The sequence below is a fragment of the Streptacidiphilus sp. MAP12-20 genome, assembly GCF_041262525.1.
Lineage (GTDB): Bacteria > Actinomycetota > Actinomycetes > Streptomycetales > Streptomycetaceae > Streptacidiphilus.
Window position 1 is genome coordinate 36,655 of the sequence record NZ_JBGCCK010000019.1, and the last position, 21,373, is coordinate 58,027.

The 21,373-nt window shown below is 69.9% G+C and carries 18 protein-coding genes; 8 read left to right on the plus strand and 10 right to left on the minus strand.

Features of this window, described 5'->3' with window-relative positions; genetic code table 11:
* Positions 1-126 precede the first annotated feature (126 nt).
* Complete coding sequence (locus ABIA32_RS24195) at positions 127-1,020, minus strand: hypothetical protein (RefSeq protein ID WP_370099192.1); 894 nt, start codon at positions 1,018-1,020, stop codon at positions 127-129.
* A 139-nt stretch (positions 1,021-1,159) separates the two neighbouring features.
* Here ABIA32_RS24195 and ABIA32_RS24200 point away from each other — a divergent pair, with 139 nt between their 5' ends.
* The 7 genes from ABIA32_RS24200 (at position 1,160) to ABIA32_RS24230 (ending at position 10,103) form a co-directional block, all read left to right on the plus strand.
* Positions 1,160-1,867 (plus strand): response regulator transcription factor, encoded by a 708-nt coding sequence (locus tag ABIA32_RS24200; protein WP_370099195.1) that lies wholly within the window; start codon positions 1,160-1,162, stop codon positions 1,865-1,867.
* Positions 1,864-3,294 carry a sensor histidine kinase gene (locus ABIA32_RS24205; protein WP_370099197.1) on the plus strand — a complete coding sequence of 477 codons (1,431 nt, stop codon included), beginning with the start codon at positions 1,864-1,866 and terminating at the stop codon, positions 3,292-3,294. The genes ABIA32_RS24200 and ABIA32_RS24205 overlap by 4 nt, the downstream gene beginning before the upstream one ends.
* Before the next feature lie 218 nt (positions 3,295-3,512).
* The gene (locus ABIA32_RS24210) at positions 3,513-4,391 is read left to right on the plus strand and encodes an A/G-specific adenine glycosylase (RefSeq protein ID WP_370099200.1); all 879 of its coding nucleotides are present in this window, start codon (positions 3,513-3,515) and stop codon (positions 4,389-4,391) included.
* Positions 4,392-4,504: 113 nt separating this feature from the next.
* A complete protein-coding gene (locus ABIA32_RS24215) occupies positions 4,505-5,116 on the plus strand; it encodes a TetR/AcrR family transcriptional regulator (RefSeq protein ID WP_370099202.1) in 612 nt (203 codons plus the stop codon).
* A 166-nt stretch (positions 5,117-5,282) separates the two neighbouring features.
* Positions 5,283-6,392, plus strand: coding sequence for a ferritin-like domain-containing protein (locus ABIA32_RS24220; protein ID WP_370099205.1), 1,110 nt, complete (start codon positions 5,283-5,285; stop codon positions 6,390-6,392).
* Between the two features lie 25 nt (positions 6,393-6,417).
* Positions 6,418-6,744, plus strand: coding sequence for a trypco2 family protein (locus tag ABIA32_RS24225; RefSeq protein ID WP_370099208.1), 327 nt, complete (start codon positions 6,418-6,420; stop codon positions 6,742-6,744).
* A gap of 149 nt (positions 6,745-6,893) precedes the next feature.
* Positions 6,894-10,103 (plus strand): NACHT domain-containing protein, encoded by a 3,210-nt coding sequence (locus tag ABIA32_RS24230; protein ID WP_370099211.1) that lies wholly within the window; start codon positions 6,894-6,896, stop codon positions 10,101-10,103.
* Between the two features lie 87 nt (positions 10,104-10,190).
* Here the strand turns inward: ABIA32_RS24230 and ABIA32_RS24235 are convergent, their stop codons facing one another.
* A complete protein-coding gene (locus ABIA32_RS24235) occupies positions 10,191-12,704 on the minus strand; it encodes an ATP-dependent Clp protease ATP-binding subunit (RefSeq protein ID WP_370099213.1) in 2,514 nt (837 codons plus the stop codon).
* A 471-nt stretch (positions 12,705-13,175) separates the two neighbouring features.
* On the opposite strand from ABIA32_RS24235, the gene ABIA32_RS24240 reads away from it, so the two are divergent.
* On the plus strand, positions 13,176-13,730 hold the full coding sequence (locus ABIA32_RS24240) for a hypothetical protein (RefSeq protein ID WP_370099216.1): 555 nt from the start codon (positions 13,176-13,178) through the stop codon (positions 13,728-13,730).
* Here the strand turns inward: ABIA32_RS24240 and ABIA32_RS24245 are convergent.
* From ABIA32_RS24245 to ABIA32_RS24280, 8 genes are all read right to left on the minus strand, one after another.
* Positions 13,669-14,016, minus strand: a complete 348-nt coding sequence (locus ABIA32_RS24245) for an Lsr2 family protein (protein WP_370099218.1) — start codon at positions 14,014-14,016, stop codon at positions 13,669-13,671. The two genes, ABIA32_RS24240 and ABIA32_RS24245, sit on opposite strands and share 62 nt — an antisense overlap.
* A 91-nt stretch (positions 14,017-14,107) precedes the next feature.
* Complete coding sequence (locus ABIA32_RS24250; protein WP_370099221.1) at positions 14,108-14,611, minus strand: amino-acid N-acetyltransferase; 504 nt, start codon at positions 14,609-14,611, stop codon at positions 14,108-14,110.
* Positions 14,612-14,620: 9 nt separating this feature from the next.
* Positions 14,621-15,043 carry a BlaI/MecI/CopY family transcriptional regulator gene (locus ABIA32_RS24255; RefSeq protein WP_370099224.1) on the minus strand — a complete coding sequence of 141 codons (423 nt, stop codon included), beginning with the start codon at positions 15,041-15,043 and terminating at the stop codon, positions 14,621-14,623.
* 99 nt (positions 15,044-15,142) lie between these two features.
* Positions 15,143-15,292, minus strand: coding sequence for a hypothetical protein (locus tag ABIA32_RS24260; protein ID WP_370099227.1), 150 nt, complete (start codon positions 15,290-15,292; stop codon positions 15,143-15,145).
* A 10-nt stretch (positions 15,293-15,302) separates the two neighbouring features.
* The gene (gene lysX / locus ABIA32_RS24265) at positions 15,303-16,838 is read right to left on the minus strand and encodes a bifunctional lysylphosphatidylglycerol synthetase/lysine--tRNA ligase LysX (RefSeq protein ID WP_370099229.1); all 1,536 of its coding nucleotides are present in this window, start codon (positions 16,836-16,838) and stop codon (positions 15,303-15,305) included.
* A 102-nt stretch (positions 16,839-16,940) separates the two neighbouring features.
* A complete protein-coding gene (locus tag ABIA32_RS24270) occupies positions 16,941-18,314 on the minus strand; it encodes a hypothetical protein (protein ID WP_370099232.1) in 1,374 nt (457 codons plus the stop codon).
* A gap of 17 nt (positions 18,315-18,331) precedes the next feature.
* Positions 18,332-19,774, minus strand: coding sequence for a hypothetical protein (locus tag ABIA32_RS24275; RefSeq protein WP_370099234.1), 1,443 nt, complete (start codon positions 19,772-19,774; stop codon positions 18,332-18,334).
* A 173-nt stretch (positions 19,775-19,947) separates the two neighbouring features.
* The gene (locus tag ABIA32_RS24280) at positions 19,948-21,351 is read right to left on the minus strand and encodes a hypothetical protein (protein ID WP_370099235.1); all 1,404 of its coding nucleotides are present in this window, start codon (positions 21,349-21,351) and stop codon (positions 19,948-19,950) included.
* Positions 21,352-21,373 lie beyond the last annotated feature (22 nt).

Consider the following 21,373-nt stretch of genomic DNA (forward strand, 5'->3'; position numbering starts at 1 on the left):
GGGGTGCGCGGGTACTGCCTGGTTCGACCCCATGCGTTCCAGCTTCGATGCTGGGCGCGATCATCGCCGTCCGGACATACCTGACAATCTGACGAGTCACCCGTTCGGTCGACCACCGAGCGGTCATCAGCTCCCGAAGGGGGCCAGCTTGAACCAGTGCTGAGGCTGCGCCGAGACGCCGCCGATGGCGATGTGGGCGACGTACGTCCCGGCCGCCGCCGCGCTGCCGCCGCTGCCGGGCGTGCAACCGGGCTTGGAGGTCGTCCGGCCCCAGCCGAAGAGGGCGTTGAGCCCGCCCCCGCCGGCCGCCGGGACGGCGTACCACTGGGCGGACGCGTCCTTCGGGCAGTCGCCGGAGGACCACACCTGCGCGCCGGTGTCCGAGGTCACCTTCAGCACCGCGGACTTCGCGCCGAGGTCGACCCGGCAGGCGCCGCCGCCGGTGTTGGTGATCCCCAGGTGGAAGGCGGGGAACTGGGAGGCCGCATAGGTCTGCGCCGTGCTGGTGAGCGAGAGGTCGAGGTCGGCCGAGTTGCAGACGGGGAGGTTCATCGTGCCCGCCTGGTTCGCGGTCAGCGTCCCGCCTGAGCCGTTGCCGGAACCGCCGCTGCCGGAACCGCCGCTGCTCGAGCCGGTCGATCCCGTCGAGTTCGTCGAGCCCGTGGAACCCGCCGAGCCGTTGGAGCCGCCCGAGCCGCCCGGGCCGGTCACCACCGGCGCGCCGCTCGGTGAGCCCGTCGGCGCGCTGGACGCGCTCGACCCGGTGCCCGGCGTCGAACCCGAGCCGCCCGCCGTCCCGTCGTTGGAACCCGTCGCGCCGTGCCCGCCCGTCGGCCCAGGGGTGATCGAGCCGACCGGTGTGTTCACGCCGCCCGCCACCGGTTGCTTGCCCCCGCCGCCCCCGAACGTCAGCACGGAGACCAGCGTGGCCGCGCTCGCGAGGGCCGCCAGCACGACGAGGCGCCGCCGCCAGTAGATTGACGCGGGCAGCGGTCCGACGGGATTGCGCAGAGAGGGCACGAGCAAACCTTACGAGAGTTCCACCCCTGCTCTGTGCAACACCGCCGTACCTGCCGCTTCTTCTTTCACATCATCGTCCTGTTGAGCCGACTGACGGTCAGTACTACGCCACTCGGCTGGCATTCGGGCTGGAGGCGTTATGGCCGGACGCGTGCTGGTCGTCGACGACGACGCGGCGATCCGCCGCTCCCTGGAGCGCGGGCTGCGACTCAGCGGCTTCACCGTGCTGCTCGCCGCGGACGGCGCCGCCGCGCTGGATCTGGTCGCGACGGCCGCTCCCGACGTACTGGTGCTCGACGTCTCCATGCCGGGCCTGTCCGGCACCGAGGTCTGCCGCCGGATCCGGGCCGACGGCGACGAGACGCCGGTGCTGATGCTCTCCGCGCTCGACGAACTGGCCGACCGCGTCGCCGGCCTCCAGGCCGGGGCTGACGACTACCTGATCAAGCCCTTCGCGCTGGAGGAGCTGGTCCTGCGGCTGCACGCGCTGCTGCGGCGGCGGACCGCTCCCCCGCCGACGGAGGTGCTGCAGGCGGGCCCGCTGGTGGTGAACCCGAGCACCCGACAGGCGTTCCGCGACAGCACGGAGCTGCGCCTCACCCGCCGCGAGTTCGCACTGCTGGAGCAGTTCGTCCGCAACCCGGGTCTGGTGTTGACCCGGGACCAGCTGCTGGACCGTGTCTGGGGCTACGACTTCGACGTGCGGACGGACGCCGTGGACACTTTCGTCAGCTACCTGCGGCGCAAGCTGGAGGAGGGCGGCCGACCACGGCTGCTGCACACCGTGCGCGGCGTCGGCTTCGTGCTGCGCCTGCCGAAGGAGCCGACGGAGGAGACAGGGAGATGAAGCTCTCCACCAGACTGGCGCTCACGGTCTCGCTCGCCGTCCCGCTGCTGGTCCTGGCGATCGGGGCGCTGCTGCTCGGCCTGGTCGGTCACGACATCCGGCAGCAGCAGGACTCCCGGCTGCGCTCGCTCTCGGCGGCGCTCACCCCGGAGGTGCAGCGGGTGCTCCAGGCCGACAAGAACGGGCGGCCGAGGGCCGTCCAGAACCAGAACCGACAGGTCCTCGCGGCCGCCCTGAACTCCGGCGTCCGCATCACGAACGCGCAGGGCGAGCAGGTGCTCAGCGACGGCCCGCAGCCCGGCCCCACCGTCGCGCTGCCGACGCCGACCGGCTCGCCGGTCACGATCGCGGGCTTTCACTCCGTCGGCAAGGAGATCCCCGGCGGCGCAGGGACCCTGTGGGTCTTCTCGCCCGTCAGTCAGGACCGTGCGCAGCTGGCGGCGGTGCAGGGCCGGGTGCTGCTGGTCGCCCTGCTGGCGGCCCCGCTGGCCGGCCTGCTGACCCTGGCGCTGGCGCGCCGGGCGACGCGCTCGCTGCGCGCGCTCAGCGCCCGCGCGGCGGAGCTCGACCCGGGCGAGGGCGCGGAGACCTTCCGGCACCGCCGCTCGGGCGTCTCGGAGGTCGACGAACTCGCGACGGCGCTCAGCACGGTCCTCTCCCGCTACGACCAGCAGGCGGCGCGGACGGGCGAGGCACTGGAGACCGCCCGCGCGTTCGCCTCGGCAGCCTCGCACGAGCTGCGCACGCCGCTGATGTCGATGCAGACCAATCTCGACATCCTCGCCGCGCACCCCGGCCTGGCGGCCGAGGAACGCGCGGAGGTCGTCTCCGATCTGCGCGGCGAGCACGCCCGCCTGCTGGAACTGCTGACCGCGCTGCGGACGCTGGCGCGCGGCGACCTGGTGGAGGCGGAGGCTTTCACGGAACTGGACCTGGGCGAGCTGGTGGACGCGTGCGTCCAGTCCGTCGGCCGCGCGTGGCCGGAGGCGTCGCTGCTGCTGAGCGGCGGCTACGGCGTACGGGTGCGGGGCTGGGAGCCGGGGCTGAAGATCCTGGTGACGAACCTGCTGACCAACGCGGTCGTCCACGGCCACGCGCCGGGCGAGCCGGCGCGGGTGGCGGTCTCGCTCACGACGGCGGGCTCTTCCGCGCTGCTGACCGTGGACGACTGGGGCCCCGGGATTCCACCCGCGCTCCGCGCGTCGGTCTTCGACCGCTTCACCCGAGGCCAGGACAGCCCTGGCTCGGGCCTCGGCCTCACGCTGGTCGCCCAACAGGCAGCGCTGCACGGCGGAGCCGTGGACCTCTCGGACACCCTCGGCGGCACCGGCACCCGCGTCACCTTGCGCCTTCCCCTCAGCGGGACGCCGTTCCCGGAACCGACGGAACGCAACTGGCTCACGCAGACGCTGAACCTTCGCCTTTGAGCAGAGGGCCAGTTGCGATCACCTGAGGGCACGAGGAACTGCGCGACAAGCCACCCGCCCACGTGGCGCGCCGAACGTGCAGGGCCATCCGCACAGGGTGGTTCCTCGCGCAGTTCCCCGCGCCCCTGGAGGGTGCCTGGTTCCACGCCTGCAGAGTCCTCGCGCCCCTGAGGAGGGTGCAACCGCACCGCTTGCACGGGACTAGGATCGAGCGCGCCATGGATACCGCATATGCCCTGCATCGCCCGATACTCGCCTGGTACGCCGCCGCCGCGCGGGACCTGCCGTGGCGGGGCGAGGGCACCACGCCGTGGGCCGTCATGGTCAGCGAGTTCATGCTGCAGCAGACCCCCGTCAAGCGCGTCCTCCCCGTCTACGACGAGTGGATCCGCCGCTGGCCCACCCCCCGCGCGCTCGCCGACGCGCCCGCCGGCGAGGCCGTGCGGGCGTGGGGGCGGCTCGGCTACCCGCGACGGGCCCTGCGGCTGCACGCCGCCGCCACCGCGATCACCGCGCGGCACGGCGGGGAGGTGCCCGAGGACCACGCCGCGTTGCTCGCACTGCCCGGAGTCGGCGAGTACACCGCCGCCGCCGTCGCGTCCTTCGCGTTCCGTCAGCGTCACGCCGTGCTCGACACGAACGTGCGCCGCGTCTTCGCCCGCGCCGTCGGCGGGCAGGAGTACCCGGCCAACGCCACCACCGCCGCCGAACGCCGCACCGCCGCCGCGCTGCTGCCGGACGCACCCGAGACCGCCGCCACCTGGGCCGTCGCCGTGATGGAGCTCGGCGCGCTGGTCTGCACGGCGCGCAGCCCCGACTGCGGGGCCTGCCCCGTCCAGCGGGCCTGCGCCTGGCGCCAGGCGGGGAGCCCGCCGTACGAGGGGCCGGCCCGGCGCGGACAGAGCTATGAGGGCACCGATCGCCAGGTGCGGGGCAAGCTGCTGGCCGTGCTGCGCGAGGCGCCGGGCAGCGTCGCGCAGGCGACGCTCGACGCGGTGTGGCCGGATGGCGTCCAACGGGCGCGAGCGCTGGACGGACTGGTCGCGGACGGGCTGGTCGAGCCGGTCGCCCCGGGCGTCTACCGGCTCCCTCAGTGACCCCACCCTCGCTTACTTGCCGACCGACAAGTAAGCTGATCGGAGCACGCTAAGCTCGTCCCGATACGGGGCAGTGCGGACGCACGAGACCACAGGCGGAGCGAGAAGAAGCGATGACCACCCAGACCCCCCGCGGCGACACCAGGGCCCGCATTCTCGACGTGGCCCTGGAACTCTTCGTGGAGCACGGCTACGAGAAGACCTCGCTGCGCGAGATCGCCGACCGGCTGGGTGTCACCAAGGCCGCGCTGTACTACCACTTCCGCACCAAGGAAGACATCCTCGCGGGGATCGTGGCCACCATGTCCGTCCCGATCGAGGAAGCCATCGCCTGGGGCGAGCAGCAGGAGTACAGCCCCGCCGTACGGGACGAGATCGTGCGCCGCTTCGCCGAGGGGATGGCGGACCGGCAGCCGGTGCTGCGGTTCTTCCACGAGAACCAGCCCACCATCCGCGAGTTGGACGCCGGCAACGCGTTCAAGGAGCGGATGATCGTGCTCACCCGCCTGATGCAGGGGCCCGACCCGACCTTCGAGGACCGGGTCCGCGCCACCGTCTCACTGATGACGATCAACGTCGCGGCCTTTGTCGCCGACGCGCACGAGCGCGAGGAGTGCCTGCGCGACCTGCCTGCGCTCCCCGACGAGGCGGCCCGCCGCGACGTCGCCCTGCGCATCGCCCTCGACGTCGCCGACCGCATCGGCAAGACCTCCGCCGACGCCTGACGCAGCGCGCATTCGACTGACTGTCAATACGCAGGGGGCACAAGGATCCGTCCGATCAGGGTGGTCCCGCCCTGTCTCCTGTCGTGGTTGACCGGTTGCAAAGCGCATGTGACGCTCCTGCTGGGCCCCCCTTTTGTGCCTGTTCTCGGCGTCAAAGGAGCCCGCCATGTCGACGCACGACCTCTACACCACCCCGCCGGCCGACGGCCTGTGGACCGTCCCCGCCTCCGGCGCGGCCCGCTTCAACTGGGAGTACGACGAGGGCCGCGAGCGGCTGCTCAACCTCTACCAGAAGGGCAAGGACAAGCAGTGGGACCAGGTCAAGCGCATCGACTGGTCGCTGGAGGTCGACCCCTACGACCCGCTGGGCGTCCCTGACGAGGCGATGACCCTCTACGGCTCGCCCTACTGGGACAAGATGAGCGAGGCCAACCGCGCCGACCTGCGCCGGCACTACGCCTCCTGGCAGTTCAGCCAGTTCCTCCACGGCGAGCAGGGCGCGATGATATGCGCGGCGCGCATCGTCGAGTCGGTCCCGGACATGGACGCGAAGTTCTACTCGGCGACGCAGACCATGGACGAGGCCCGCCACGTCGAGCTCTACTCGCGCTTCCTGCACGAGAAGATCGGGATGCTCTACCCGATCAACGACAACCTCCAGTCGCTGCTGGGCGACACGCTGCGCGACTCCCGCTGGGACATGCCGTACCTGGGCATGCAGGTACTGATCGAGGGCCTCGCGCTGGCGGCCTTCGGCATGCTCAGGGACACCACCAACAAGCCACTGCCGAAGCAGCTGCTCGCCTACGTCATGCAGGACGAGGCCCGCCATGTGGCCTTCGGCCGGATGGCGTTGAAGGACTACTACGCCCAACTCTCCTCGGCGGAGCGCGCGGAGCGGGAGGAGTTCGTCATCGAGGGCTGCTACCTGATGCGCGACCGGATCAGGGGCATCGAGGTGCTGGAGAACTTCGGCATCCCGCTGAAGGACGCGGAGGAGCTCAGCGAGCACAGCGAGTACCTCCAGTTCTTCCGCAAGCTGCTGTTCTCCCGGATCGTGCCGTGCGTGAAGGACATCGGCCTCTGGGGTCCAAAGCTCCAGCAGGCCTACCTCGACATGGGCGTCTTCGAGATGGGCGACTCGAACCTGGACGCGCTGATGCAGCAGGACGAGGAGATCGCCGAGGCCCTGGACGCGGAACGCTTCGCGGCCGAGGAGGCCGCGCGCGTCGAGGAGGTCGCCGAGGCGATCGCGCAGGGCGCCGCAGCGGACTGAGCGTCGCAGCCGCCATCATGGGGCCATGACGACCAACGATCACCTGGGCATCGACCTCGCCGATGCCATCGAGGCCATCCGCGACCAGCTCGTCGACGCCGCCTCGCGCGGCGCGGACTCCGCGATCGCCTTCGAAGTCGGGCCCATAGAACTCGAGTTCACCGTGGAACTGCGCACGGACGCCCGCGCCAAGGGTGGGGTGCGTGCCTGGGTCGTCTCGGCCGACGCCGAGGCGGGGGTCAGCCGCGGCCGTGTGCAGCGGGTCGCGGTGACCCTCTCGCCCAAGCAGCGGGCGAGCGGCGAACGGATCGAGGTCGAGAACCCCCGCCCTGCCAATCTCGACGGCTTCTGAGGCCGACAGGGGTCCACCTGCGCCCCCCGAGCCCTGACCGGTCCAGGCCAGGCGCCATCCGTCGAACTCGCATAGACATGCCTGACAGCCATGGCAAACTGACGAACGCTCAAGCAGCCAGCAGCCAAAGTGAGGGAGGATTCCTCACTATGACTCACCCTCAACGCGAGCGTATAGCCGCGGTATTCGGACAGGGCCAGGGCAGCGGCTACCTGCTCAGCCCGTGGATGGTGATCACCGCCGCCCATGTGGTCGGCGAGGCCACGGCGCCCACCGTCGCGGTGCCGGGCTTCGGGGGACCCGTCAGCTGCCGGGTGGCGTGGCAACGGAAGGACGACAGGGTCGATGCCGCGATTCTCGTCGCCGAGACGTGGATCGTGCCGCCGACTGCCTTCCAGGCCTTCGAGCGCCTGCCGTGGGGGTGGTTCAAGGATCTGCGGGCCCGTCCCGGCGTCTGCGCCGTCGGCTTCCCGCAGGTCCAGCGGACGGCGGACCAGCGGCTGGACACCGAGCAGGTCGTCGGAACACTGAAGCCTGCCAGCGGCATGGTCCACGGCAGGCCCGTCCTGGACACCGAACACCAGCCCCCGACCGGCTCGGACGGCATCTCCCCGTGGGCCGGGATGTCCGGCGCACCGGTCTTCCTCGACAACTGTTTGGTCGGGCTGGTCCGTTCCGTTCCGCCGCGCTGGAGCGACGCGCGGCTGGAGCTGACTCTCGGCCAGGAGTTCGTGATGGACGAGGAGGTCTGCGAGGTCTTCGAGCAAGGGAACGTAGGCTTCCTCCGCACGTGGCTCAATCCGCCGGCCGAGTCCTTCGAGCAACGCCTGCGCGAGTACTTGGCCCGCGAGTGGGGCAAGGTCAAGATCTACGGGGTCACCCGCTCCGGCCGCAGCGAGGACTCCTGGCAACTGGACGTCGCGTATCTCAGCCTGGAACTGAGCGGCGGTCGACTTCAGCTCGACGACGAGTCTGCTGCCGTCGCGTCCCGACGGGTCGAGGACGCGCTCGCGCAGCAGCAGCGGATCCTGCTGCGCGGCAATGCCGGTTCGGGCAAGACCACACTGTTGCAGTGGCTGACCACGCTCGCTGCCCGCGACGAACTACCGGATCAGCTCAGCCAGTTCAAGGACTGCGTCCCGGTGTTGCTGCGGCTGCGCACGCTCGCTCGGCCGGGGCAGCAGTTGCCCGGTCCGGAGGAGTTCCTGCGGGCGTCCGGCAACCCGCTGGCCGGGTTTCCCGGCTCGGAGGGGTGGATGAGCAGCCGGATGGCCGAGGGGCGGGTCCTGCTCCTGGTCGACGGGATCGACGAGGCGCCGGAAAGCGAGCGACGACGGGTTCACGGCTGGCTGACCGGGCTGCTCACCGCCTATCCGGAGATCCGCTGTGTGGTCACCACCCGGCCCTCCGCGGTGCGCGAGGGCTGGTTGTCCGGCCTCGGCTTCACCGAACTGGAGCTGCTGCCGATGAGCCGGTCCGACGTGGCCGCGTTCATCGAGCGATGGCACCAAGCGGCCGCGGTCGAGGCGGGCACCGAACGGCAGGCCCGGCTCGCGGAGTGGCGCACGCTGCTGACCGAGGCGGTCGTCCGCAAGCAGGATCTGGGCAGGCTCGCGACCAACCCGCTCATGTGCTCGCTGATCTGCGCCCTCAACTCGGACCGCCAGGGCCACCTCCCCACCGGCCGGATGGCACTCTACGACGCCGCCCTGGAGATGCTGCTGGTCCGTAGGGACGAGGAACGCGGCGTGGACGCGGCCTCCGAGGGGCTGACGATGAGCGAGGCGCAGCAGCAGGTGCTGCTCCAGAAGCTCGCCTACTGGCTGATCCGCAACGGTCAGTCCGAGCTCACGGCCGAGCAGGCCCTCGCCCGGATCGAGCACGCGCTGCCGCAGATGCCGCAGATCCACGCGGACCCGGCGCGCGTACTACAGCACCTGCTGATCCGCAGCGGGCTGCTGCGAGAGCCCGGGCCGGACGCTGTGGACTTCGTCCACCGGACCTTCCAGGACTACCTCGGCGCGCTCGCCGTGATCGAGGAGGGCGACCTGCCCCTCCTGATCGAGCATGCCCACGAGGACCAGTGGGAGGACGTCTTCCGCCTCGCCGTCGGCCACGGCCGCCGCCGCGAACGCACCCAGCTGCTCACCGGCATCCTGCGCCGGGCGGAGGCCGAGCCGCAGCACGCCCACCGCCTGCGGCTGCTGGCGGCCACCTGCCTGGAACTGGCCGTCGAGCTCGACCCAGCCGTCCGCCACGAGGTCACCGGCTCCGCCGAGGCGCTGGTGCCGCCGCGCAGCGTGACGGCAGCGAAGCGCCTCGCGGCGGCCGGCCCGGTCGTCCTGGAGCTGCTCCCCGGTCCGGTCGGCCTGGACGACGAGACGGCACGCGCCGTCGTCGTCTGCGCGACGACCATCGGGACCGACCGCGCCATCCCGCTGCTGGCCTCCTACGCCGCCCACCCCTATCTGGAGGTACGGGCGCAACTGGCGCACGCCTGGCAGTACTTCGACACCGAGCAGTACGGACGCGAGGTCATCGCCCGATTGGACCGCAGCGACGAGCTCCGGCTGAAGGCCACCACCCGCGCTGAGGTCTCGTTCCTGAGCACGAACCTCACCGGCATCGAGCGCATCGAGTTCTCCGGCGACCTCCCTGAGGAGGTGATCCGCCTGCTCCCGCTCGCCCCGCTGCGCGAGCTGCGCCTGCACGAGAACAATCTCGACCTCGACCTGACGCTCGTCCAGGAGACGCCTGAACTGCAGCAGCTGATGCTGATGAACTGCCACGGCCGGATCGACCTCGCCCCACTCGCGGGCCTCCCGGTCGAGCGCGTCATCCTGTTCGGCTGCGCGGACGTGCCCTCGCTCGGCCCGCTCGGCACCATGCCCCGGCTGCAACACCTGAGCTTCGGCCATGGGGTGGGGAACCCGTTCGGCATCGACCTGGAGCTCGCCACCGTGCTCCGCGCCCCGGCACTTCGCTCGATCCGGCTGACCAGCAGCGACCTGAGCCAGGACGACTGGGAGCTGCTGCGCGCCGACGTGCGGATCGTCCAGCTTGACCTGGACGGCCTCACCGCCGCCGAGCTCCGGCGACTCACGCCGCTCGCCCACGTCATCGGCCTCCGACTGCGTTCGCCGAGGCTCGCCGAGGTGCTGGCCGATCTGCCGCGCGTCTTCCCGGGCCTGGAGACCCTGTGGCTCTACGACCTGACCGGCGACGCGGTCCCCCCGGATGTCTTCCCTGCGGGCCTGCTTCTCGGCGTGGACGGCACCGCGTCCCCGCCCGGCACCGTGCCGGCTCCCCGCCCCGACCTGTCCTGGTCAGGGCAGCTCACCTGGCACCGGGTGGTGTGACGCGGGTTTGGACACAGAGCACGAGAGGGCCGCCCCGGTCTCGCGGGACGGCCCTCTCGTCTCCTCATGGCCCAAGCGGCCTCGGTGTCAGCCCTTGGTCAGGTCCGGGCCCGCCGGGACCGGCGGGGCGTCCGCGACCGGGGTCTTGTCCGCGCCGACGAAGGTGAACTTCGCTTCCTTGCCCTCGCCCTCGACGTCCACGACGACGATGTGGCCGGAGCGCAGCTCGCCGAAGAGGATCTTCTCCGAGAGCGTGTCCTCGATCTCGCGCTGGATCGTGCGACGCAGCGGACGCGCGCCCAGCAGCGGGTCGTAACCGCGCTTGGCGAGCAGCTGCTTCGCGGCCGGCGTGAGCTCGAGGCCCATGTCGCGGTCCTTGAGGCGGTCGTCCACCTTCGCGGCCATGAGGTCGACGATCTGGATGATCTCGTCCTCGCCGAGCTGGTGGAAGACCACGATGTCGTCGACACGGTTGAGGAACTCGGGGCGGAAGTGCTGCTTGAGCTCCTCGCCGACCTTGGCCTTCATCCGGTCGTAGCCGGTCTGGATGTCGCCCGTGGCGGCGAAGCCCAGGTTGAAGCCCTTGGAGATGTCCCTGGTGCCGAGGTTGGTGGTCATGATGATGACCGTGTTCTTGAAGTCCACGACCCGGCCCTGGGAGTCGGTCAGGCGACCGTCCTCCAGGATCTGCAGCAGCGAGTTGAAGATGTCCGGGTGGGCCTTCTCGACCTCGTCGAAGAGGACGACCGAGAAGGGCTTGCGGCGCACCTTCTCCGTCAGCTGGCCGCCCTCCTCGTACCCGACGTAGCCGGGCGGGGAGCCGAACAGCCGCGAGACGGTGTGCTTCTCGCTGAACTCGGACATGTCGAGCTGGATCAGCGCGTCCTCGTCGCCGAAGAGGAACTCCGCGAGGGTCTTGCTGAGCTCCGTCTTACCGACGCCGGACGGGCCGGCGAAGATGAAGGAGCCGCCGGGACGCTTCGGGTCCTTGAGGCCCGCACGCGTGCGCCGGATGGCCTGGGAGAGCGCCTTGATGGCGTCCTTCTGGCCGATGACGCGCTTGTGCAGCTCGTCCTCCATGCGCAGCAGACGCGAGGACTCCTCCTCGGTCAGCTTGAAGACCGGGATGCCGGTGGCGGTGGCCAGGACCTCGGCGATGAGCTCCTCATCGACCTCGGCCACGACGTCCATGTCGCCGGCCTTCCACTCCTTCTCACGCTTGGCCTTCGCCGTGAGCAGCTGCTTCTCGTTGTCGCGCAGCGAGGCCGCCTTCTCGAAGTCCTGCGCGTCGATCGCGGACTCCTTCTCGCGCCGCACGTCCGCGATCTTCTCGTCGAACTCGCGGAGGTCCGGCGGAGCCGTCATCCGGCGGATGCGCATCCGGGAACCGGCCTCGTCGATCAGGTCGATCGCCTTGTCCGGCAGGAAGCGGTCCGAGATGTAGCGGTCGGCCAGCGTCGCGGCGGCGACCAGCGCGGCGTCCGTGATGGACACGCGGTGGTGCGCCTCGTAGCGGTCGCGCAGACCCTTGAGGATCTCGATGGTGTGGGCGAGCGACGGCTCGGCGACCTGGATCGGCTGGAAGCGGCGCTCCAGGGCCGCGTCCTTCTCCAGGTGCTTGCGGTACTCGTCCAGCGTGGTGGCGCCGATGGTCTGCAGCTCACCACGGGCCAGCATCGGCTTGAGGATCGAGGCGGCGTCGATCGCGCCCTCGGCGGCGCCCGCACCCACCAGGGTGTGGATCTCGTCGATGAACAGGATGATGTCGCCGCGGGTGCGGATCTCCTTGAGCACCTTCTTCAGGCGCTCCTCGAAGTCACCGCGGTAGCGGGAGCCCGCGACCAGCGCACCGAGGTCGAGGGTGTAGAGCTGCTTGTCCTTGATCGTCTCGGGCACCTCGCCCTTGACGATCGCCTGGGCCAGGCCCTCGACGACGGCGGTCTTGCCGACGCCGGGCTCGCCGATGAGGACCGGGTTGTTCTTGGTGCGGCGGGACAGCACCTGCATGACCCGCTCGATCTCCTTCTCGCGCCCGATGACCGGGTCGAGCTTGGCCTCGCGGGCGGCCTGCGTCAGGTTGCGGCCGAACTGGTCCAGGACCAGGGAGGTCGAAGGAGTGCCCTCGGCGGGGCCACCGGCGGTCGCGGACTCCTTGCCGCCGCCCTGGTAGCCGGAGAGCAGCTGGATGACCTGCTGCCGCACCCGGTTCAGGTCGGCGCCCAGCTTGACCAGGACCTGGGCGGCGACGCCCTCGCCCTCGCGGATCAGGCCGAGCAGGATGTGCTCCGTGCCGATGTAGTTGTGGCCCAGCTGAAGAGCCTCGCGGAGCGACAGCTCCAGGACCTTCTTCGCCCGAGGGGTGAAGGGGATGTGGCCGGACGGGGCCTGCTGCCCCTGACCGATGATCTCCTCAACCTGCTGGCGGACCGCCTCGAGCGAGATCCCGAGGCTCTCCAGGGCCTTAGCGGCGACACCCTCACCCTCGTGGATCAGGCCCAGAAGGATGTGCTCGGTGCCGATGTAGTTGTGGTTGAGCATCCGGGCTTCTTCCTGAGCCAGGACGACAACCCGCCGCGCGCGGTCGGTGAACCTCTCGAACATCGTTAATCGCTCCTCAGAGCGGTCGGGGCAAAGAGGGAATCCCCTCCCTGTCCTACCGCATGCTAGTCCCGGGGGCCGGAACAGCTCCTCACTCCAACCGTCGACACCCGCTGGTGGGGGACCGTGCGACGGCCGACAATGACTCCAACCGAATGCTCCGGGATGGTGTTCCCGCAGGCCAGGCAGATCCACCTGGAATCGCTACGCCGACGGCGAACGCCACCGCCGACACGCCGCAGCGCGCCCGCATCCGGCTTCCCACATGGGCATTCATACCCCGATGGCGGACCCTTCCATACCGGGGTGACTCCGTCTGGTGTTCGCTCACCGAGGAATCTGACGATTCACGGCCGGCAACTCGCGTACATCCGGGGAGATCCGGAGACATCCGTGGAGATCCGCGGACCCCGTAACCGGAAGGGCACTCCACCGGTTGTCCCGATTGTGCCTCAGCTCATCCGCGAACCGCGTATGGCAGAGCAGGCCGCGATCTCCTTGCCGGGAGATTGCGACCTGCTCGACGTACCGCTGAACGCGGGCCTGCTGGCGCTGGCCCGGATGGACCTGCGCGGCCGGGCGACCGGCCCCGCCTGGACGCTGCACGAGGCCACGGACGGGCGGCTGCTGCTCCCGCTGTCGCCAGGGGCGGCCGCGGAACTGCCGGCGCTGTTGTGCTGGCTCGGCTGGGCCCACCTGGACGGCGTCCTGCGCGGCCACGAGGCCGGGCAGCTGCGGACGGCGCGGAGGAAGCTGCGCGAGGGCCGGAGCCCCGCGCCCGAGCCGCTCGCGCGCCTCGTCGACACCTGCGCCGACGCCTGCGCGCGGACCCAGCTCCACCACGCCCGGCTCCACCAGGCCCCGCACGATCAGGCCCTGCCGGTGCGCGTACCGCCGCAACGCACCCCTGCGGCGGATCAGGCGCATCAGCACGCGCATCAGACGGATCAGGCGAATCAGCCGCGACTCAGCTGTGCGCCTTCTCGTACTCCTCGCGGATGTTGCTCGGCACCCGGCCGCGCTCGTTGACCTCGAAGCCCTGCTCCTTGGCCCAGGCGCGCATCTTGGCGGTGTCCGGGTTGCCACCCACCGGCCGCGCGGCGGTGGCGCGGCCACGGCCGCGACCGCCGGCCAGGCGGCCGCTCTGCTTGCGTCCCTTGTCCGTGTACGGGGCGAGCAGCTCGCGCAGCTTGCCCGCATTGTCGTGCGTGAGGTCGATCTCGTAGGCAACCCCGTCGAGAGCGAACGTCACGGTCTCGTCCGCCTCGCCGCCTTCGAGATCGTCGACAAGAAGGACCTGGACCTTCTGCGCCACGGGCGTCCCTTTCCTCAAAAGCCTGGATTACTTGTAGGAAAGCAAACCGTCTTTCCGGGAAAAATTCAACCGGCCCTTGAGAAGTCATCTCTCACAGATGCAGGAGCATCCGGCTGTTGCCGAGGGTGTTCGGCTTGACGCGTTCGAGATCCAGGAACTCCGCGACGCCTTCGTCGTAGCTCCGCAAGAGCTCGTCGTACACGCCCGCGTCGACCGGAGTCGAGGCGATCTCCTGGAAGCCGTGTTTGGTGAAGAACTCCACTTCGAACGTCAGGCAGAAAATACGACGCACACCGATCCAGCGAGCGGTCTCGACCAGCTTCTGCAGCAGCAAGTGCCCGATGCCGGTCCCCCGACAGGAAGGATCCACCGCCAGGGTGCGCACCTCGGCGAGATCCTCCCACATCACGTGCAGTGCCCCGCAGGCGACGACCTCCGCATTGTCGTCCCGCTCGGCGACCCAGAACTCCTGGAGCGACTCGAACAGCGTCACCGTCGGCTTGTTGAGGAGGATCCGTTCGCGGGCATACCCGTCCACAAGTCGCCGGATCGTGGGCACATCGGTGGTCCGCGCACGGCGGATGGTGACCTGCATGGACAGACGCTACCGTGCCTCCTCGCCGTCGTGCACGGTCTCCTCGGGCGCATCGATATCGGGCGGGAAGAGGGACGGCGCGAAGACCCGCAAGGCGTCGCCGAGTGCCTCCTGCTGCTCCGGCGACATCATGCCGAAGAAGTGCACCAGAGCCGCCGCCGGGTTGTCGCTCGTCTCCCACGCGTCGTTCATCAGCGTCGCGGTATACGCCTCGCGCGTAGACACCGGCGCATATCGATAGGCGCGGCCTTCCTGTTCCCGACGCAGCCAGCCCTTCTGGAACAGCTTGTCCATCACGGTCATGACAGTGGTGTATGCGATCTCGCGTTCCTGCTGGAGATCCTCCAGAACCTCGCGAACGGTGACCAGTCGGTTCCACTGCCAGAGCCGGGTCATCACCTCGTTCTCGAGTTCACCGAGTCGGCGCGCCATACAGTGCAAATATCACTTTTGCCCGAATTAATCCACAGGGCATGACAGAGGGGTGCGGGGGTTTCACCCTCGCACCCCTCCGAGTACTGAATACCCTGCTTACTCCTGCGCGGCCGTGATCGCCTCGGCGACCGCGTCCTCCTTGGCGGCGTTCGCGCCGCCCTGGTTACGGAAGATCGCGCGGATCATGAAGCCGAACGCGACGGCCATCACCACGGGCGGAGTCAGTGCCTCGATGTACTGCAGCATGGCGTCGACTCTACTCGGGCTTCACGAGCGGGAAGAGGAGGGTCTCCCTGATCGGCTTGCCGGTCAGCAGCATCACCAGACGGTCGACGCCCATGCCCATGCCGCCGGTGGGCGGCATGCCGTACTCCAGGGCCCGCAGGAAGTCCTCGTCCACCTGCATCGCCTCGTGGTCGCCACCGGCCGCGAGCAGCGACTGGGCGGTGAGGCGGTCGCGCTGGTCGACCGGGTCGATCAGCTCGGAGTAGGCGGTGGCGACCTCCTTGCCGAAGATCACCAGGTCCCACTTCTCCGCGACGCCCGCGATCGAGCGGTGCTTGCGGGTCAGCGGCGAGACCTCGGTCGGGTAGTCCCTGATGAAGGTCGGCCTGATCGCGTTGTGCTCCAGCAGCCGCTCGACGAACTCCAGGATCAGCTGGCCGTGGCCCCACTTGGCCTCGTACGGAACTCCGTGCTCGTCCGCGAGCTTGCGCAGCTCCTCGACCGAGGTCTCCGGGGTGACCTCGACGCCCAGGTGAGCGCTGATGCCGGGGTAGACGCTGACCTGCTCCCACGGCTCGGCCAGGTCGATCTCGACCTCATCGCCGTGTTGGTCCAGGCCGCGGACGACGGTGGTGCCCAGCGCGTCCTTGGCGGCGTTGAGGATCAGCTCGCGGGTCAGTTCGGCCTGGGTGTCATAGTCGCCGTAGGCCTCGTAGGACTCGATCGCGGTGAACTCCGGGTTGTGGGTCGCGTCGGCGCCCTCGTTGCGGAAGTTCCTGTTGATCTCGAACACCTTCTCCACGCCGCCGACCATCAGCCGCTTGAGGTAGAGCTCGGTGGCGATGCGGAGGTAGAGCGTCATGTCGTAGGCGTTGATGTGCGTCGTGAACGGACGCGCGTTGGCCCCGCCGTGGATCGGCTGCAGCATCGGCGTCTCGACCTCGAGGAAGCCGCGGCGCTCGAAGGTGTCGCGCAGCGAGCGCAGCACGCGGACGCGCAGCTGCAGCATCTCGCGGGCCTCGGGGTTCACGATCAGGTCCACGTAGCGCTGGCGGACCCGCGCCTCCGGGTCGGACAGACCCTTGTGCTTGTCCGGCAGCGGGCGCAGGCACTTGGACGTGAGCTCCCAGCGGTCGACCATGATCGACAGCTCGCCGCGCTTGGACGTGATCACCTCGCCCTCGACGCCGACGTGGTCGCCGAGGTCGATGTCGGCCTTCCAGGCGGCCAGCCGCTCCTCGCCGAGCTTGTCGAGCGAGAGCATCACCTGCAGGTCGCCGGTGCCGTCGCGGAGGGTGGCGAAGCAGAGCTTGCCGCCGGTCCGGCTCAGCACGACGCGGCCGGTGACACCGGCGCGCTCGCCGGTGGCGATGTCCGCCTCCAGCCCGGGGTAGGCCGCCCTCAGGTCGGCCAGCGTCGTGGTGCGCGGGAACCCGACCGGGTAGGGGTCGACGCCGGCGGCGCGCAGCCGCTCCAGCTTCTCGCGCCTCACCCGCATCTGCTCGGGAAGGTCGTCCTGGCCTGGTGCGGTGCCGGCTGCGGCTGCGGGGGTCTGCTGATCGCTCACCCCACCAGGGTATCGACCGCACGGCAGTGCCCCGCCACCCGTCTGTCTCGGGGGTGGCGGGGCACGGGGGTCGAGCTCGAGTCCGGCCAGTTCTGGTTCGCTCTAGTTCAGGACGACGGACGCGTGATCGTTGCGCGGGTTCGGGTCGAACGGGTGCCAGCTAAACAGGGAAACCCCGCCCGTGGCATGCCGGATCACCTTGTCGATGCGGAGCCGGAAGGTGTAGCTCTGCTTCGCGCCGTTCATGATCGTCGAACCGGTCGGGTCGGCGGCGTAGTCGGGCGTGAACTGGCAGGCGTAGACGTTCGGCACGGATGTGTCCGCCAGCCCGCACCCCCAGGGGGCCTTCACCACGGTCGTGCCCGGGGGCGCCGCGAAGACCAGACCCAGCGACCCGTCGGAGTAGATGTCCGCCGGACCGTGGTTGTAGATCCCGACCGTCACCGGAACCGTGCTGCCTCGCCCGCCCGAGGCCGTTGCACCCCACACCCCGAGGTCCGCCGTGTTCCGCGCGATCAGCTGGACGTTCTGGGCACCGTTGTCGAAGGTCTGGTAGACCTCGACGCGCCCTGCCGGTGCGGAGGAGGCCCGTCCGGCCTTCAGCACCTTGAGCCCCAGAACTCCGCCCGTCCCCTGGCGCCAACCCCCGGGTCCGTTCCACTCCGGGTCGCCCAAGGGCATGACATACGCCCGCAGACCGCCGTAGAGCGCCTGCGAGCCGACCCGCAGGGTCACCGGCGCGGCGAGTGCCACGCTCTCCCCGAGGCGGATCGTCCCTGGGAACCGGCAGAACGCCCAGGGCACCGCGCCGGTCATCAGGTACGAGCAGTTGCGGTAGTGGGTGTCGAAGGCGAAGCCGGGAGCCGTCGTGAGCAGCACCTGAGCGCCGGCCGAGGGGCGGTTGCCCACGTTGGTGAAGCGCACCTGCTCGGACACGGTCGAGCCGACCCGCAGATTGGTGTAGCGGACGAAGGGCGCGAGCCGCAGTTCGGGTCCGCCGACGGTCACCGAGCCACTGCCGCCGACGATCCTGACGTCGGCCGCGCTCCCGGTGACGGTGTAGCTCCCGGTGGCGCCGAGCTTCGCGCCCTTGGCCGGGCTGAGCGTCATCGAAACCCCGCCGGCCAGGTAGCCGGGCCGACCGGACATCAGGATTTCGGTGCAGGTGGCTATCTGACGGCTCACCGTGCAGCTCGTGGACGTCACCTCCGCGACGCCTGTGAGCCCGCGCAGATCGATCTTGACGGTCGCCGACACGTTCGCCACCGTGCCGGTCGTCACGTGGAACATCAGGAACGTTCGGGCCGGCGTCGCCGGTCCGAGCGCGATCGGACCCACCGGGTCCAGGCTCAGCACCGGCGCCGTCGCTGCGGCTGCGGCGCTCGCTTCCGGCCCGCCGAGGAAACCGACCGCGATGACCGCGGCGGCGGCCGTGAAGGCGGTGGCCGCCCGCTTGACCAATGAGGTTGCCCTCATGAATTCCTGCCTCTGAGTCAGTTGAGGTGGAGCAGTGCGGCGTTGTTCTTGGGGTTCGGGTCAAAAGAGGCGCTGTAGGGGTCCTTCACGTCCATCGGGCTGAAGCGGACCCGGACAGTGCCGGTGGCGCCAGGCACGACCTTGTCCACGCGGAGGGTGAGCTTGAAGCTGTAGGTGGTGCCGCTCCAGATCGCAAAGCTGCCGCCCCAGCAGTAGTAGGGCCCGTGCGCCGTCACCGACGGGTCGGGCGAGCCCCAGGGCCCGCACGACGCGGAGGAGCCGACGACTGTCGTCCCCGGTGGAGGCGTGACCATGAGGCCGGGCGTGCCCTCGCCGCCGCTGCCGTCGTAGAGGTCCGCAGAGCCGTGGTTGGAGAGTGTGAAGGTCATGGTGACCGTCTTGCCCTGGGCCGCCTTCGCCGAGGAACCCGTGGTGCCGAAGTCGGCCGTGTTCTTGGCGCCCAGCATCGCCATGCCGCTGCCCTGGTTCTCAGTCCAGAGCTCCGCGGTGCCGGCGGGCGCCGAACTGGCCCGGCCGGGCCTGAGAACCTTCAAACCGAGCGTGACGCCCTTGCCCTGCTTCCAGCTGTATCCGGGAATCGGCTGGGTCGCCCACCCCCACGCGTAGCTGTCGCCCCACGGCGCGGAATCCGCCTGCAATTCGTCGAAGAGCGCGTGCGAGGTGAACTGCAGGCCCACTGGCTGAGTCAGGGTCACCTGCTCGCCGACCCGCAGCAGACCCGGGAAGCTGCACAGCGCCATGTCCTCAACTACCCGACCGGCGCGGGAATGGGACCGGTAGCCGCAGTTGGCGTAGTGCGTGGTGAAACGCACGCCGGGCGTCGGCATCAGCAGGAGGCGGGAACCGTTGGCCGGTCGCGTCCCCACGTTGCTGAAGGTCAGTGATTCGGAGACGATCGAGCCCACTCGCGCGTTGACGTGATTGGCCAGCGGAGACATCACGTACGACGGGCCACCGACGGTGACCTGGCCGCTACCGCCGACGATGGTGGCGTGGGCGGATCGACCGGTGATCCTGTAGCTGCCGGTGGCACCCTGCTTGGCCCCAGCAAGCGCCGTCAGCGACAGCTGGGTCACGCCGCTGCCGAGGTTCTGCGGCAACTGATTCGAATCGCCCTGGAACATCTCCCAGCAGGTGGCGACCAGGCCCTTGGCCGTGCAGTTGCTGGAGAAGACCACCTTGGCGACCTTCGCGAGGCCGCGAGCGTCGATGGTGAGGACGGTGTCGTACGCCTCGACATGCTTTGCGTTGGCCGACCATGCCCAAGTGGGCACTGCCGTTGCCGGCCCAGCCGGGATCGCGGTCAGCGGCGCGGGCTGGAGTGTGATGACCGGCTTCGGCGTCACCGACGCGTCCGCCGTACCGGCCCCGAGGCCGAAAGTGATCGCCGCGATCGCCGCCCCGAAGGCGACGACGCGGCGGATGGACGAGTAATTCACAAGCCCCCTGGAGTCTTCAGCAAAATCCAGGGGGACTCTAGAGAGTCATGCATCGGCCCTAAACGGGCAGGACGGGACAGTCGGCCGCAAAGAATCAGCCATCTCTTACCGAAGTCATGCCCCGTCCGGCGTCTGACGCTAGTTCATGGTCACCGGCGCTATCCCAAGCGCGCTCAGTTGAGCAGCAGCGCCGCGGTGTTGTTCCTCGGATTGGGGTCGAAACTCAGCGTCGTGCTCGGCACCGGGCCGCCACCGGCGACCAACTGCACGAGTCCGTGCGCATGGGCGACGACCGTGTTCACGTGGAAGGTGATGGTGAAATGGAAGCTGTCACCCGGCCAGACCAGGATGCCGGCCATCCCTGCCGAGCAGTAGCCGACGGTGCTGCTGACCGTGTAGCCGCACTCCGGACCCCCAACGACGGTGGTGCCGGTAGGAGCGGTGATCTTCACGAACGGCGCGGCCTCGCCGCCACTGCGGTCGTAGAGCACCGCCGGGCCGTGGTTCGCCATGGTGAAGGACATGGTGACGTCCGTGCCCTTGGCCGCCTTGGCGCTGCTCCCGGTGACGCCGTAGTCGGCGCCGTTGTGGGCGGCGATCCATTCGATGCCGTTGCCCTGGTTCCCGAGCTGGAGCTGTGTGTTCCCGGCCGGCGATGAGCTGGGCCTGCCTGCGACCAGTTGCTTCAGACGGAGCACCTGACCGCTGCCCCGGTGCCAACTGACGCCCGGACCGGGGGCGGTCACCCACTGCAGCGAAGCCTGGTCACCGGCGGGAGCGGCGATCACATCCATGTACGTCCACAGGGCCTGCGGAGTGACCTGCGTCCGCACCGGCTGGGCGAAGGTGACCTTCTCGCCGATCCGCATCCAGTCGGGGAAGTGGCAGAGAGCCGCGTCCTCGTAGCGCTGCCCTTTACGGACGAGCGTGCGGTAGTCGCAGTTGCCGAAGTGTTGGGTGAAGCGGAGGCCAGGCGAGAGCATCAGGCCGACCGCGCTTCCCGCGGCGGGGAGCGTGCCGAGGTTGCTGAAGGTGATCGGCTGGGCAACGGTCGTGCCGACCGCCACGTTGCGGTGCCTGGCAAGCGCGTCGAGGTTGTACGCCGGCCCGCCGACGACCACACGGCCGGTGCCGCCGTGGATGATGAGCCCCGCACCGACGCCCGAGATCGTGAAGCTGCCGACTGACCCCAGCTTGACCCCCTTGAGCGGGGTCACCGTGAACGGAGCCGACTCGCCCATGCCGCCGCTCGCCAGGTCGAAGCTGTCGTCGCAGCTGGCGACCAGCCCGTGGGCCCTGCACTGGGCGGCGAAGGCCACCTTGGCGACCCTGGCCAGCCCGCGCGCGTCGACTGTGAGCGTGACGGACTGGAAGCCGGGGACGTTGCGGCTCGTGCTCCAGTCGAGCTGGGGTGAGACCGCGCCGGCCGCCGGCAGGGCGAGCGGCGCGATCGGCTGCAGCGTGACGACCGGCTGCGGCGTAGCGGTGGCATCCGCCGCGCCCGCACCGAGGCCGAAGGTGACCGCCGTGGCCGCGGCCACAAGGGCGGCGGCGCGGCGGACCGGGAGGAACTTCATGACGATCCCTGAGGTCGGGTGG

Excerpts from the sequence above, each read along its gene's own strand:
- ABIA32_RS24200 (WP_370099195.1), top strand. The coding sequence starts at position 1,160 with ATGGCCGGACGCGTGCTGGTCGTCGACGACGACGCGGCGATCCGCCGC.
- ABIA32_RS24255 (WP_370099224.1), bottom strand. The coding sequence starts at position 15,043 with ATGGCGCGCCGACTCGGTGAACTCGAGAACGAGGTGATGACCCGGCTC.
- ABIA32_RS24230 (WP_370099211.1), top strand. The coding sequence starts at position 6,894 with ATGACTCACCCTCAACGCGAGCGTATAGCCGCGGTATTCGGACAGGGC.
- ABIA32_RS24260 (WP_370099227.1), bottom strand. The coding sequence starts at position 15,292 with ATGCTGCAGTACATCGAGGCACTGACTCCGCCCGTGGTGATGGCCGTC.
- ABIA32_RS24210 (WP_370099200.1), top strand. The coding sequence starts at position 3,513 with ATGGATACCGCATATGCCCTGCATCGCCCGATACTCGCCTGGTACGCC.
- ABIA32_RS24235 (WP_370099213.1), bottom strand. The coding sequence starts at position 12,704 with ATGTTCGAGAGGTTCACCGACCGCGCGCGGCGGGTTGTCGTCCTGGCT.
- ABIA32_RS24270 (WP_370099232.1), bottom strand. The coding sequence starts at position 18,314 with ATGAGGGCAACCTCATTGGTCAAGCGGGCGGCCACCGCCTTCACGGCC.
- ABIA32_RS24215 (WP_370099202.1), top strand. The coding sequence starts at position 4,505 with ATGACCACCCAGACCCCCCGCGGCGACACCAGGGCCCGCATTCTCGAC.
- ABIA32_RS24240 (WP_370099216.1), top strand. The coding sequence starts at position 13,176 with ATGGCAGAGCAGGCCGCGATCTCCTTGCCGGGAGATTGCGACCTGCTC.
- ABIA32_RS24250 (WP_370099221.1), bottom strand. The coding sequence starts at position 14,611 with ATGCAGGTCACCATCCGCCGTGCGCGGACCACCGATGTGCCCACGATC.
- ABIA32_RS24225 (WP_370099208.1), top strand. The coding sequence starts at position 6,418 with ATGACGACCAACGATCACCTGGGCATCGACCTCGCCGATGCCATCGAG.
- ABIA32_RS24205 (WP_370099197.1), top strand. The coding sequence starts at position 1,864 with ATGAAGCTCTCCACCAGACTGGCGCTCACGGTCTCGCTCGCCGTCCCG.
- ABIA32_RS24280 (WP_370099235.1), bottom strand. The coding sequence starts at position 21,351 with ATGAAGTTCCTCCCGGTCCGCCGCGCCGCCGCCCTTGTGGCCGCGGCC.
- ABIA32_RS24220 (WP_370099205.1), top strand. The coding sequence starts at position 5,283 with ATGTCGACGCACGACCTCTACACCACCCCGCCGGCCGACGGCCTGTGG.